Here is a 14077-nt window from a genome sequence, read left to right on the forward strand (position 1 = left end):
CGAAGGTGATCCGGCGCTTAGATCTTTTGGTGCTTGAGAAGGCGCGCAAGATAGGTGCGCTGAAGTTTGAGGGATTCGGCCGCTTTGGTTTGATTGCCCTCGGCCCGTTCCATGGCGCGTGTGATGATGTACCGGCTGTGCTGCTCCATTGATTCATGGTAGGGCAGGTCGAGATAGGACAGGAGTGCATCATCCTCATGCTGACGGAGATCTGCGTCATCCGACAGGAGTGCCAACATATCCGGCTCAATCGTGTCTTTGGGGCTGAGGACGACGGCTCGTGCGATCACGTTGTCTAATTCACGGATATTGCCGGGCCATGGGTATCGTGTCAATGCCTCTAAGGCGGCCGCACTCAGGGCCATACCGGGGCGTTTGGCATCTCTCGTGTGTCGTTCCAAGAAGAATTGGGCAAGAGCCGGGACATCTCCTTGTCGTTCGCGGAGCGATGGGAGGGGCAGCGTGACGACATTGAGACGAAAGTACAGATCTTCTCGGAATTGGCCGGCTTTGACGGCCTGACGAAGATCCTTGTTGGTGGCAGCGATGATGCGGATGTTGACGGATACGGTTTTGGATCCGCCGACTCGTTGGAACTCCCGATCTTGAAGCACGCGAAGCAACTTGGCCTGCAAGGTGAGCGGCATATCTCCGATTTCGTCGAGGAAGACCGTACCGCCGTCGGCCATTTCCAACTTCCCTTTTTGCTGCCGGTCCGCGCCGGTGAACGCTCCACGTTCATGGCCGAAGAGTTCGTTCTCGAGCAGGGTCTCGGTCAATGCCACACAGTTGATGACAATGAGTGGCATGGCACAGCGAGGGCTCCACTGATGGATCGAGCGTGCAAAGAGTTCTTTCCCCGTTCCACTCTCCCCCAGCAGCAACACTCCCGCATCCGACTTGGCGGCTCGTTGTGCTGCTTCAACAACGGATCGGACCAATGGACTATTACCGACGATATTGGCGTACCGGCCGTCAACTTCAGAGCGGAGATAGGCGACCTGTCGTCGGAGTGCGTCTCGTTCCAGCGCTTTGCGGATGACGATGAGGAGGTGGTCATTGTCGAGCGGTTTGGTTAGAAAGTCGTACGCTCCTTCTTTCATGGCCTCGACGGCGGCCTGAATGGATGCGTGCGCGGTCATGACAATGACGGGAGGACTGTCCGACGGCTTCATCTGAGCCAAGCGCTTGAGCACGTCAAGGCCGGAGAGTTTGGGCAGTGTCAGGTCCAGCAGGATGAGCTGAGGCGACTCCTGAACAATGAGATCAAGGGCTTGCTGTCCTTCGAGTGCGGTCACGGTCTCGTATCCCGAGGCCTGTAGTCGATCCTCCAGCATCATGATGATATCCGGATCGTCGTCAACGATGAGAAGCTTCGTGTTCATACTTCAGACGTGAGAGGTGACAGGTTGAGCGTGATGAAAAGATGCCATTTCACAGGGTTGCGCTACCGACCCATGACGGCTCATTTCTATCCCCTTCACCGACGGTCCATCACATTGATGACGAGGCCTGTCAATGGCTTCGGATAAAAATACGTAGACTTGTGCGGCATTCGTTCTCCTGCCGCAGCGACGGCCTGAACTTCGCTGACTTTCGTTGCATTGAGTAAGAAGGCACCAGTCCCTGTTCCACGCTGGACCCAATCGAGCGCTTCGACGTCATCCTTGGTGTAGAGAATTGCTTCCTGCTCCTGCTGGGTCGGACAGAGCTTGGTGACGATGAGTTGTTGAAGCAGAGAGACGTCGAGTTTAGTGCGTGGTGACGCCGCTGGTGACGGTTGATGACTCGGCTTTAAGGTGAGGGTCAGGTATCGAAGATCACCTTGTCTTGTCAGGCCAAATACCGGCGCCTTCGTCCCTTCTGTCCGTAAGCTGGTTAAGAACTGGGTGCGGATTTGCTCGTGTGAGGATGAGGTGAAGGGAAATTCTCGGAACTCGAACATCTCCCCCAGTGTCTGTTTGATGTGCTCGAACGGAGGCAGGGTGGTGGTGGTCACCCGGTGCGTTGGTAACACCGTCAGTCCTGGATCTTCAAGCGGAGCCAGTAGCATGAGGACGGAGTCATAGGGCTGCAGGCTTGTCTGCATGGAGGCCTGTTGTCGCCGGAGTTTTTGATAGTTCAACGCTGTTTCATAACGGTGGTGGCCGTCGGCAATGAACAACGGCTTGCTCTGCATGGCATCGGTGACCTGTTTCAGGACAGCGTTGTCGGTGACAGTCCATAGACGTTCTCGGCAACCGGCCTCATCCTGGAAATCATAGCAGGGAGTCGTGCTTATTGTCTTCGCTTCCAACAGTTGGATGATGGTGCCCTGTGGATCGGAGTACAGCGACCAGATCGGGCTAAAATTCGCTCGACAGGCCTCAATGAGATTCAGTCGGTCGGTTTTCGCTGCGGCACGGGTGTTCTCGTGCGGGTAGATGTGTCCGGAGTCCAATGCCTCCAGTTTGACCAACGTCAGGAATCCTCGCAGCACTTTTTTCGGAGCCTCGGGAGCGGAGTAGGGAGGATGGTATTCAATCGTATGGTAGTAGAGGGTTGGTTGTGCATCCCGCTTGAGGATTCCTTCGGTGATCCAGCTTTGGAGCGTCGCGGCAGCGCGGGTATAGCGGTTGTGGGTCGAGCTGTCACCTGGTTGGTCAAGACCCAGTTCCATGCGGATGATGTTGTGGGGATGCCGGTCATGGAGCTGCTTCTGTCCGGCTGCATCGATAATATCATAGGGTGGAGCAATGACCTCTGTGATCGCTCCGACAAGCGTCTGATCGTACCGCACACCGTGGAACGGAAAAACCTGTGACATGAGCAACTCCCTGGCAATGTCGTGGTCGTAACAGCGACGACGGTTTGATGGTTACAGGAGAGAGCAGGGTCCCTTCGCCCTACGCCGTGCCGCTCCCACGGCCAGGCGTCTTTCCGACTGGCGGGAAGACTGTTACCGGTCTCGGGTAATCATATAATCCGCAGCGACGGATAGCGCACGTCGTGCCGTACTATCCTCGAAGCAGTCCAGTTCATCCTTTGCGGCAGTGATATATGCGCGCGCACGATCCATGGCGTAGGTGATCGACCCGAAATTGGCCATCAGCGACAAGATGCGCTCCAAATCCGCTGTGCTCAGTGTCCGTGTTTCCATGCGGTCCTTGATCATCTGACGGTCCTGCTCGGAACACTGCTGCAATAAGTGCAGCAGCGGCAGCGTTGCCTTACCTTGTCGGAGATCCTGTCCGATCGTTTTGCCAAGTGATTCGCCGTTTGCGATGTAATCCAACGTGTCATCTGCGACTTGGAAGGCGATGCCAAGGTATTGGCCGAAGCGAAATAGCGCGTCCTGTTGCGGCTCCGATGCTTCGGCGAGAATGGACCCCATGCGGCACGCGGCTGCGATCAACCCTGCTGTCTTGTGTTCGACGATCTTGATGTAATCGACTTCGGGCATGGAGGGATTTCCATTGTAGTAGAGCTGCAGCACTTCCCCCTCTGCCATTTTCTTGCAGGCCTCGGCAAGGACCTCATTAATCCCCTGACTTTGAAACTCAACGACTTTACACATGGCTTTCGTATAGAGGTAGTCGCCCACCAGAATACTGATCTGGTTTCCCCACACCTTGCGCGCAGTTCGCCTCCCTCTCCGCAGATCGGCATCATCCACGACGTCGTCGTGCAAGAGAGTGGCCGTGTGGATGAATTCGACGATGCTGCCGAGTTGGTGGTGTTCGGTTCCCGTATAGCCGCAGAGACGGGCCGAGAGGAGCAAGAGAAGAGGTCTGATCCGCTTTCCCCCACCGCTTAAGATGTGTGCAGCGACGGTGTTGACCAAGGTCACGCTGGAGTCGAGATTCTTTCGGACGCGATCCTCTACTCCGTCCAGCTCACTTCGATAGGACTCCCACACATCCGACATGTTGTGCAGGGTGGCGATGACTGGACCTTGTGTCATGCGGCGGATGGTATGGCAGCCAAGGAAATAAAGTCAAGCAAATGAAAGGGGTATAGGCCCTACGCAACCTTGACAGAGGAAGGACCCATCCAGTAAGGTCCCACTCATAACAACACACTTGGGTGAGGTTCACCCTGAATACGGATGGAAGGGTGCGTTCACCCGAGGGTGCTGCTTGCTCCGTTCCCCATGTCATCCATAGAGAAAACGTCCATTGTTTGAATGAGATAGATCTATGAACATTCCTGGATTTCCCCATCGGCAGGGGCTCTACGATCCTCAATACGAGAAGGATTCCTGCGGGATCGGTTTTGTCGTCAACATCAAAGGGAAGAAATCCCATGACATTGTCCGTAAAGGACTTCAGGTGTTGGAGAATCTGACTCACCGGGGGGCACAGGGTGCTGATTCCCATACTGGAGACGGGGCAGGTATTCTGCTACAGACTCCGCACACATTTCTGAAGCGGGTCGCGGGCGATGGGGGTATCACGTTGCCGGACCTGGGTGAGTACGGAGTCGGTCAGCTATTTCTCCCGCCTAACGTCGATTCCAGACGGCTGTGCGAGAAGGTATTCGCCGAGATTCTTACCGAGGAAGGTTTGCGCCTGCTTGGTTGGCGTGATGTGCCGGTCAAGAGTGATCAGATCGGCGCGGTTGCCCGAACCACCGAACCGTTCATGCGGCAGATCTTCATCGCGCGAGATGCGCTCAACGAAATTCAGTTCGAGCGAAAGCTTTATGTGATCCGCAAGCGAGTTGAAAAGGCTGTCGCGGAGTCGGCCATTCAAGGGCGAGAGCACTTCTATGTTGCGAGCTTGTCGGCCAACACGATCGTCTATAAAGGGCTGCTGTTGCCCCATCAAATGGCGGCTTACTATCAGGATCTCAATGATGAACGAATGGTGAGCGCACTGGCGCTCGTGCACTCGCGCTTCAGCACCAATACGTTTCCCACATGGCCACGAGCCCATCCCTATCGGTATGTGTGCCACAACGGCGAGATTAATACCCTGAAAGGGAATGTCAATTGGATGAAGGCGCGCCAAGGCCGTCTTCATTCTGAACTGTTTGGGAAGGACATGGAGAAGCTCTTCCCGATTGTTTCCGAGAATCAGAGCGACTCGGCTTGCCTGGACAATGCCTTAGAGTTTCTTCTGCTTGGCGGCCGTTCACTGCCGCATGCCATGATGATGTTGATTCCAGAGCCGTGGGTAGCGAATCCCCAGATGGATTTAGATCGTCGTGGGTTCTATCAATATCACGCAGCGATGATGGAGCCATGGGATGGTCCTGCGGCTGTATGTTTCACCGATGGGAAGTTGATCGGTGCCACGTTGGATCGGAATGGGCTACGCCCCTGCCGATATCATGTGACGACCGACGGTCTCGTGGTTCTCGCATCTGAGGCCGGGGTCTTGCCGGCTGAGGCGAAAGATATTCGTATGAAGGGTCGGCTCCAACCGGGCCGTATGTTCCTCGTCGACACGGTGCAGGGTCGCATCATTGATGACGAAGAGATTAAGGCTGGGATCGTCGGTCGTAAACCCTATCGCAGTTGGGTCACGCAGTATGGTGTGTCGCTGGATGAGTTGCCGGATCCGCTGAACGTTCCGCAGCCGGATCACCCCACGATTCGTCAGCGGCAGCAGGCTTTCGGCTACACGGTAGAAGAACTGAAGATGGTCATCACCCCGATGATCGTGACGGGTGAAGAAGCGATCTCTTCGATGGGTACCGATACGCCGTTGGCGGTGCTATCCGATCGGCCGCAGCTCTTATTCAAGTACTTCAAACAGCTCTTTGCGCAGGTGACGAATCCGCCGATTGATCCGATTCGGGAACAACTCGTGATGTCGCTGGTGACCAACATCGGTCCGAAGCCGAACTTGATGGATGAATCGCCTGAGTCCTGCCGTCGTATTAAAGTGCAGCAGCCGATTCTCACGAACGCCGATTTGCAAAAAATCCGTGGTATTTCCGATCCACACTTCAAGAGCAAGACGCTCCGGATGTTATTCCGCGTCGCCGAGGGGCCGGATGGGCTCGGTGAGGCGGTCGACGATCTCTGCCGGCAGGCTTCGCAGGCCATCAAGGAAGGCTACAAGTTCCTGATTTTGAGCGATCGAGGTGTGAACGAGGAGTGGGCGCCGATCCCAAGTTTGATTGGTATCTCTGCCGTCCACCACCATCTGGTTCGAGAGTGTACACGAACCGAAGTGGGTTTGATTCTGGAAACCGGTGAACCTCGTGACGTGCATCAGTTCGCCTGTTTGATCGGCTATGGTGCCGGGACGATCAACCCCTATCTTGTGTTTGAGTCGCTCGTCGACATGGAGCGCGACAATTATCTGCCTGAAGGACTTGATGCGCAGACGGCAGAGGGAAAGTTCATTAAGGCCATCAACAAGGGGTTGCTCAAGATCTTCTCGAAAATGGGTATCTCCACCGTGCAGTCGTACTGCGGTGCACAGATCTTTGAGGCGATTGGGCTGAATCGCGAGCTCATCGACCGCTACTTCACCGGGACCCCATCGCGCGTAGAAGGGGTTGGTATCCGCGAAATCGGGGAAGAAACGTTGCGCCGCCACCGCGTGGCCTATGAACCGGCGGCGATTCGCCAACTCGATTTCGGCGGTGAGATCCATTACCGCATCCAGGGTGAACATCATAACTGGAATCCGGAGACGATCTATAAATTGCAACATGCCAGTCGCTCGAACGATCCGAAGACCTATGCCGAATTCGCACAGGTTGTGAACGACGAAAGTAAGCGGTGGTCGAACCTGCGTGGTCTGCTGGACTTCAAGTTCGATCCCCAGCCGATTCCGATTGAAGAGGTGGAACCGGCCAAAGAAATCGTGAAGCGTTTCAACACCGGTGCTATGTCTTTTGGCTCGATCAGCAAGGAAGCGCATGAAACGCTTGCGATCGCGATGAATCGGCTTGGCGGCAAGAGCAATACGGGCGAAGGCGGTGAAGATCCTGAGCGGTTCAACTCTTTGCCGAACGGGGATTCCAAGAACAGTTATATCAAACAGGTGGCGTCGGCCCGGTTCGGTGTCACGGCCCATTACCTTGTGAATGCGCGTGAACTACAGATCAAGATGGCACAGGGAGCTAAGCCTGGGGAAGGTGGTCAGTTGCCAGGCCACAAGGTGGACGAGAACATCGCCCGATTCCGCTATGCGACACCTGGCGTGCAGTTGATCTCGCCTCCGCCACACCACGATATCTACTCGATCGAGGACTTGGCTCAGCTGATCTTCGATCTCAAGAATTCGAATCCCGAAGCCGGCGTCTCGGTGAAGTTGGTCTCGGAGGTTGGTGTGGGGACCGTCGCGGCTGGGGTCGCAAAGGCCCATGCGGATAAAGTGCTTATCAGCGGTGATTCCGGCGGGACGGGCGCGTCGCCGCTCTCGTCCATCAAATATGCGGGCATTCCCTGGGAGCTCGGACTGGCGGAGACGCACCAGACGTTAGTGCTCAACGATCTGCGGGGGCGTATCCGTGTGGAAACAGACGGCCAGATGAAGACCGGCCGCGATGTGGTGATCGCCACATTACTCGGGGCGGAAGAGTATGGATTCGCGACAGCTCCGCTCATCGTCGAAGGCTGTATCATGATGCGCAAGTGTCATCTGAACACCTGTCCTGTCGGGATTGCGACACAAGATCCTGAGTTGCGCAAAAAGTTTAACGGCAAGCCGGAGCACATCGTCAACTACCTGTTCTTCGTTGCAGAAGAAGCGCGGCAACTCATGGCAAAGCTCGGCTTCCGGACGATCAACGAGATGGTGGGGCGTGTCGACAAGCTCAAGATTACTAACGCGGTCGATCATTGGAAAGCCAAGGGGTTGGACCTCACGCCGCTGCTGACGGCTCCGGAGGTTTCCGCGGAGGTGCCGCGGTATTGCGTGCAGAAGCAGGACCATGGGCTTGCCGATATTCTGGACAACAAGCTGGTCGAACTCTGTCAGGCTGCGATCGAGAGAGGCAGAAAGGTCTCGGTTGATCTCCCGATTAGGAATATTAACCGAACGACCGGTACGGTGCTCTCGAGTAAGATTGCGAAAAAGTACGGTCCTGACGGGTTGCCCGAAGACACGATTTCAATCAAGTTCTCCGGCTCGGCTGGTCAATCGTTTGGGGCTTTTCTCGCAAAAGGTATCACGCTGACCCTGGAAGGAGAGTCCAACGACTACATTGGGAAGGGACTGTCCGGAGGCAAGATCATCGTCTTCCCGCCGAAGAACATCCTGTATAAGCCGGAAGAAACGATCTTGATCGGCAATACCTCGCTCTATGGGGCGACACAAGGCGAAGCCTATTTCTACGGAATGGCGGGCGAACGGTTCGCTGTGCGGAACAGTGGTGCGCAAACCGTCGTGGAGGGAACAGGCGATCACGGGTGTGAATATATGACGGGTGGCGTAGTCGTGGTACTCGGGATGACAGGCCGCAACTTCGCAGCCGGTATGTCGGGTGGTGTGGCGTTTGTGCTGGATGATGCGGGTACGTTCCAGAGTCGCTGCAATACGGGAATGGTCGAGCTGGAAGCTGTGACCACGAAGGAAGACAAGCAACTGCTTCACGGGTTGCTGACCAAACATTTTATGTACACAGGGAGTCGTAAGGCCAAGCAAGTGCTTGATGCGTTCGAGACCACCGTACCGAAGTTTGTGAAGGTGATGCCAGTCGATTACAAACGTGTCATTGAGGAACGGAAACGCAAAGCGAGTGCTGTGCACTAGCTGGTGAGAAGTGGAAAGTTACACGTAAGGGGTTAGAAGAGAAGAAGATGGGTGATCCGAAGGGTTTCATGAAATATGCCCGTGAGGGCCCGAAACGTAAGCCGATCGAGTTGCGTGTGCTCGATTGGAAGGAGATGTATGAGCCGATCCCTGAGGATAAGCTGAAGACCCAGGGTGCGCGCTGTATGGATTGTGGGGTGCCGTTTTGCCAGGGCCATAGCGGTTGTCCGGTCGTTAATTTGATCCCGGAGTGGAACGATCTCGTCTATCGTGGCCGTTGGAACGATGCGCTGAAGGCGCTCCATACCACGAATAATTTCCCTGAATTCACGGGGCGTCTCTGCCCGGCCCCCTGTGAAGGGGCCTGTGTGCTTGGGATTAACCAAGATCCGGTCTCCATCCGTATCATCGAGTGGAATATCGTCGATCGGGGGTTCAACGAGGGGTTTGTCACGCCTATCGTGCCGGTCGTAAGTACCGGCAAGACCGTGGCGATCGTTGGTTCTGGTCCCGCTGGTTTGGCTGCCGCGCAGCAACTGGCCAGAGCCGGCCATGATGTGACGGTCTTCGAAAAGTCTGATCGGATCGGAGGCTTGCTTCGCTACGGTATTCCCGACTTCAAGATGGAAAAGTGGGTGATCGATCGCCGTCTGGAGCAGATGAAAGCCGAAGGCGTGAAGTTTCAAACCGGCGTCTCGGTTGGGAAGGACATCACGGGCGAACAGTTGCGCCAGCAGTTTGATGCGATTGGGTTGACCATGGGGGCCGAGTTGGCCCGTGAGCTACCGATCCCAGGTCGCGAACTGAAGGGTGTGCATCTGGCAATGGAATATCTCACCCAACAGAACAAGCGTACGGCCGGTATTCCTATGACGGATGAGCCGATCACCGCAAAGGGGAAACGCGTCGTCATCATCGGCGGGGGAGATACAGGCTCTGACTGTCTTGGTACGGCACATCGCCAAGGGTGCGTTGAAGCGCATCAGTTTGAATTGCTGCCGGAACCCCCACCGCAGCGTGCCGAGTCGACCCCCTGGCCGCTCTGGCCGATGCAACTCCGTACGTCCCATGCCCATGAAGAAGGCTGCGACCGGCAGTGGAGCGTGTCCACGACGAAGTTCTCCGGCCACGACGGTCATGTCACCAAACTGCATGCGCATCGGGTTAAGTTCGAGAACGGCAAATTCACACCTGTTCCTAACACAGAATTTGAGCTGAATGCCGACTTAGTGTTGCTGGCCATGGGATTCACCGGTCCCATGAAAAATGGGTTGCTCGATAGCCTGGGAGTGAAGTACGACGCACGCGGTGCTGTGGCAGTCGACGAAAGCTTCATGACCAATCTCGACGGCGTCTTCGCCGGTGGTGATACCAAACGAGGCGCGTCGTTGATCGTCTGGGCCATTGCCGAAGGCCGTAAGATGGCTGCGGGGGTTGATAGGTATCTGCAAGCAAACCGCTCTGCAAAGGAATCTCTGTCATAGATGAGGCCCAGCTTCTGGGCCTTGTTGTCGATGAAAAGAGTGCAAGTTCCCTCCGCTCCCCACCGATTACAACGTAGTTAGTAGGGTGTTGATCTGCGGAGGAATGAGCGACTCCGTGAGAAGCTCTGCCCATCCTCCTTGAAGCGAAGACCATGTCCGGACGAGTTTCTGAAAAGCGTACCCACCAAGCAGTCTCCAGTAAGTCATTCGGGCGGTTGAGTTCTCAAGCTCATTCTTTCATGCACGATAGGTCTACTAGGCTGGAACAAAATGATTCAGCTTAGAATCCTTTTAGATACGGAGAGGCGACACTCTCCTGCTTCTCCCTATCGAGTCACAATTACGGTACCGAATCAATTTCTTCGCTGAAAGTCAAAGTCCTGAGCAAGTTGAACCGTATAAAACGATATAAGATGTGAGCCTGCACCATCAGGTACGTATATTGCGTGCCATGATCCGTACAAGAGGGCGTATCGGAGGGCCGCATGTCTAAACACATCGTGCTGTTGTCTGATGGTACAGGGAATAGTTCTGCGAAGGTGGTCAAGACCAATGTGTGGCGGTTATACCAGGCCTTGGATCTTTCCGCGACGAATCAAAGCAATTCGCGGGTACCTGTCCAGGTTGTGTGCTATGACGATGGCGTGGGGACATCGTCGTTCCTGCCCCTTGCGATACTCGGTGGCGCGTTTGGCTGGGGGCTTAAACGCAACGTACTGGATCTCTACTGTTTTCTTTGTCGAAATTACGAACCGGGTGATCAGATCTATTGCTTTGGGTTCAGCCGAGGTGCGTTCACGATTCGAGTGTTGGTCGGGATGGTTACTTCTCAGGGACTGGTACCGGCAACCGGCCTCACAGAAGACAGACTACGAGGCCTCGCCACACGACGCTATCGAGAGTTCCGCAGGCGGTTTGCCCATGAGGATATGATCGTGAATGCTTTCCGCCAGGTACGCGATGCGGTTCTGTCCATCTGGAACGATGCCGAAGTGCGTGATGGATCTCACAAGGACATTCCCCCGATCCACTTTGTAGGCCTGTGGGATACCGTGGCCGCCTATGGGTTACCAATCGATGAGCTCACGAGGGCGTGGGATAAGGTTTTTCCCCTGTCGGCACCGGATCGGAATTTAAGCAAGCACGTAAAGCGGGCCTGTCATGCCCTGGCCATCGACGATGAGCGGCAGTCATTCCATCCGGTTCTCTGGAACGAGGCTGACCCATCCGATTCCCAGCGCATTACACAGGTCTGGTTCTCCGGCATGCATGCGAACGTTGGAGGGGGCTATCCGGACGATGCGTTGGCCCATGTGTCGCTTGACTGGATGATGACAGAGGCTGCAAGTGCCGGCTTGGTATTTCTTCCCACTGAGCGAGACAAGGTACGGGCTTCGTTGGACTTGAACGGGAAACTCTATGACTCACGTTCGGGGATGGGAGGGGTGTATCGCTATCAGCCGCGGGACCTTGCTCTTCTCTGCAATGATCGGGTTCATGAAGACAATCAAGTGATTGTCGAGCTTCCTAAGATTCACCACAGTGTGATGCAACGCATTGCATTGGATGTGGATGGGTATGCACCGCTTGGGTTACCTATTCGTTATGTCGTGATTGGACCAGACGGAAAGCCTATCGATCAGAAAAATGGAGATCCGTCAGGGCGTACCTTGATTGAAACCGAAGTGGCTGCCACAGCCCGTCGTCATCGTGAGGAATGTGTCCGGGATCTCGCTTGGCAAAAGCGTCTTGTCTATTTTCTCTCAGTGATGGTCGCACTTTCACTCCTGGTTTTTCCGGTGTGGCACCACGACTCGGCGGCGTGCGAGGGAAAATCTTGTTGGGCTGCACCGTTCATCAATGCCATTGAAATGGTGGTCCCTGGGGCTCTGTTCCCCTGGATTGACGCCTTCAAAACCCATCCTGCTGCACTTGGTACGCATGTGGCTCTCATCGCGTTGTTGATCATGAAGGGCAGTCAATTAGGGTCAAAAATCAAGGGACGGATGCGTGGGATTTGGGACGAGGAAAAAACGGAGGGAGAAGCAGGTTTCGTGCGATGGCTCAGAACCAGCGGGTGGTATCAGGGATTCATGGCGTTCACACGCGTGTGGGTCATGCCATGGCTTGCGAGTCTGGCGGTCCTCTGGTTGTTATTCGCGGGCATATCCCAGGGGGTGTTCTCAATATTGAATTCCGGCGGTTTCATCTGTCCTGCAACATCTATCCCTTCTGAAGAGCACTTTGTGACGAGTCGTATCTGTTGGAACAGTGACAAGATTGCGCAGCGGGGAACCCGGTACCGTGTGACCCTCTCACTTGGTGAAGGAGGATGGACAGATAGGGGTGTGCCCGCTGGGCTTAGTGGGGTGCTTTCTTCTGATGTAACCGGGCCCATGCACTTCTTCACGCTGTTCAAACGAGACATCCATCAACCGTGGTTCAGACCCATCCTACGAATTGGTGCGGAGGGCGCCGACGAGTATCCGCTGATCGGGGAATTGCAGGAGGGTGATCGCGTTCTTATGGCAGAAATTACGGCACGTCGGTCTGGGCCGGTCTATCTCTTTGTGAACGATGCCGTTCTGCCTGGCCCGGCAAGCTGGCAAGGGTTTTATGGCAATAACGATGGCACCGGCACGTTCAAGTTCGAGGAGTTGGGGCATACATCACATTGAGAAAGATTTCGCCGCGTGGTCCAATTTCTGGTGACAAGACAGCGACGGAAAAGTGGTAACATCGGCGAAGCGTCGTGCAGGGGGAGAATCAAAGAGGTTGGCTACGGAAACGCTCAATCATCGCAAGCAGCAGCCTCTTTATCGGCGGGGACACCAAACGGGGAGCGTCACTCATCGTCTGGGCCATCGCTGAAGGCCGAAAAATGGGGGGCAAAAGGTGGCGGGAAAGTTTGAGGGTGATAGGCTTATGCTAAGGCGGCGCTGAGCACCAACTCTTCTTCGTCGACATAATGGGAGACGACAGATGGCACGCGACCTTTGACCAGATCAGTGATGCGCTCGCGATTGTCTTCGGCGTACCGTAGAAACTCGATCCCAAACTGGTTGTCTTTGTGCCAACGCACGATTGAGACTTCGACGGCAAGGGAAGATTCGGCTTCTGGTGCTTCAAAGTGCAGCGCGAGGTAACTTCCTAGAGTCAGCGCCGCGTTGATTTGCATTCTGCAGCCTGTTGCAGAGAGATCGAAGAGGGTTCCTTCTGCCGCGCCGTTGTCGGTCTGGACACTGGCGGAATATCGCACGTATCTTCTGGGGCTATTCCTTAGCCTCATAGATGCCTCCTTGCTAGTCCCTATCTGGTGTCTATATCGGCAAGGCCAATAAAAACTTAAAGGGTTGAGCCAGAGTGTTCCCCCGCTTAATTCCTTATAGACTTGGCCTATTCTCTTTCTTTATCCTGCGGAGAGTTTGTACCTCGGAGAACTGATCAATGACCAATCAAACCTATCCCCGTAGCCCCAAAGCGCTTCTTGGCGGGATTGCTCACCTGGGGCGGTTTATCGACAAGATTCGCTTGCGCCATGCTGGGCAGATTCAGGACTACAACTACATCACGATGGGGTTCGATAAGTATCTGATCGATTTCTTTGGTATCGATGCGAAAGCGTTTGAATGGCAAGTGTTAGCTGGTGGGGCGGATGAGGAGCTGGTCAACTGGGTGAAAACTAATGGCCGCAAGCCATCCGATGAAGAAATCACACAGTGGAGCACGAACCTTCTCGCCTCCGGGCCGAAAGACGAGTCGGCTCGCCAACGGTTCCAAGGTCGCCTGCAAGAGGTTGCAACTAAACGTGGTGTGTCGGTCGATTCCCTTCCTCCTGTCAGCACATGGGCCGATGTCATTGAGCTTGATGAAGACCGACTCTGATGTCTTTGGTGT

The 14077-nt window shown here is 55.1% G+C and carries 8 protein-coding genes; 4 read left to right on the forward strand and 4 right to left on the reverse strand.

Going from position 1 to position 14077, the window contains the following annotated elements; translation table 11 throughout:
* Window positions 1-17 precede the first annotated feature (17 nt).
* From ACYX34_RS06125 to ACYX34_RS06135, 3 genes are all read right to left on the reverse strand, one after another.
* The gene (locus tag ACYX34_RS06125) at window positions 18-1385 is read right to left on the reverse strand and encodes a sigma-54-dependent transcriptional regulator (RefSeq protein WP_462075670.1); all 1368 of its coding nucleotides are present in this window, start codon (window positions 1383-1385) and stop codon (window positions 18-20) included.
* Between the two features lie 95 nt (window positions 1386-1480).
* Window positions 1481-2806, reverse strand: a complete 1326-nt coding sequence (locus ACYX34_RS06130; protein WP_462075671.1) for a DUF1015 domain-containing protein — start codon at window positions 2804-2806, stop codon at window positions 1481-1483.
* Between the two features lie 132 nt (window positions 2807-2938).
* Window positions 2939-3943: a polyprenyl synthetase family protein gene (locus tag ACYX34_RS06135; protein ID WP_462075672.1), complete on the reverse strand. Its 1005-nt coding sequence runs from the start codon at window positions 3941-3943 to the stop codon at window positions 2939-2941.
* Window positions 3944-4178: 235 nt separating this feature from the next.
* On the opposite strand from ACYX34_RS06135, the gene gltB reads away from it, so the two are divergent.
* The 3 genes from gltB to ACYX34_RS06150 all read left to right on the forward strand — a co-directional run bounded on the left by gltB (window position 4179) and on the right by ACYX34_RS06150 (window position 12858).
* Entirely contained in the window at window positions 4179-8696 is a 4518-nt protein-coding gene (gltB, locus tag ACYX34_RS06140) for a glutamate synthase large subunit (RefSeq protein WP_462075673.1), read from the forward strand.
* Window positions 8697-8743: 47 nt separating this feature from the next.
* On the forward strand, window positions 8744-10180 hold the full coding sequence (locus ACYX34_RS06145; RefSeq protein WP_462075674.1) for a glutamate synthase subunit beta: 1437 nt from the start codon (window positions 8744-8746) through the stop codon (window positions 10178-10180).
* Between the two features lie 485 nt (window positions 10181-10665).
* Window positions 10666-12858, forward strand: a complete 2193-nt coding sequence (locus tag ACYX34_RS06150; protein WP_462075675.1) for a DUF2235 domain-containing protein — start codon at window positions 10666-10668, stop codon at window positions 12856-12858.
* Window positions 12859-13103: 245 nt separating this feature from the next.
* On the opposite strand, the gene ACYX34_RS06155 is transcribed toward ACYX34_RS06150, so the two are convergent.
* A complete protein-coding gene (locus ACYX34_RS06155) occupies window positions 13104-13469 on the reverse strand; it encodes a PilZ domain-containing protein (RefSeq protein ID WP_462075676.1) in 366 nt (121 codons plus the stop codon).
* A gap of 158 nt (window positions 13470-13627) precedes the next feature.
* Between ACYX34_RS06155 and ACYX34_RS06160 the strand changes: the two genes are divergently transcribed.
* On the forward strand, window positions 13628-14065 hold the full coding sequence (locus ACYX34_RS06160; protein ID WP_462075677.1) for a DUF5069 domain-containing protein: 438 nt from the start codon (window positions 13628-13630) through the stop codon (window positions 14063-14065).
* The last annotated feature ends 12 nt before the right edge of the window (window positions 14066-14077 follow it).

Source organism: Nitrospira sp. CMX1, assembly GCF_054902215.1.

What these genes read in the sequence shown, in the direction of transcription:
- ACYX34_RS06145 (WP_462075674.1), top strand. Translation starts at nt 8,744, where the DNA reads ATGGGTGATCCGAAGGGTTTCATGAAATATGCCCGTGAGGGCCCGAAA.
- ACYX34_RS06155 (WP_462075676.1), bottom strand. Translation starts at nt 13,469, where the DNA reads ATGAGGCTAAGGAATAGCCCCAGAAGATACGTGCGATATTCCGCCAGT.
- ACYX34_RS06130 (WP_462075671.1), bottom strand. Translation starts at nt 2,806, where the DNA reads ATGTCACAGGTTTTTCCGTTCCACGGTGTGCGGTACGATCAGACGCTT.
- ACYX34_RS06135 (WP_462075672.1), bottom strand. Translation starts at nt 3,943, where the DNA reads ATGACACAAGGTCCAGTCATCGCCACCCTGCACAACATGTCGGATGTG.
- gltB (WP_462075673.1), top strand. Translation starts at nt 4,179, where the DNA reads ATGAACATTCCTGGATTTCCCCATCGGCAGGGGCTCTACGATCCTCAA.
- ACYX34_RS06160 (WP_462075677.1), top strand. Translation starts at nt 13,628, where the DNA reads ATGACCAATCAAACCTATCCCCGTAGCCCCAAAGCGCTTCTTGGCGGG.
- ACYX34_RS06150 (WP_462075675.1), top strand. Translation starts at nt 10,666, where the DNA reads ATGTCTAAACACATCGTGCTGTTGTCTGATGGTACAGGGAATAGTTCT.
- ACYX34_RS06125 (WP_462075670.1), bottom strand. Translation starts at nt 1,385, where the DNA reads ATGAACACGAAGCTTCTCATCGTTGACGACGATCCGGATATCATCATG.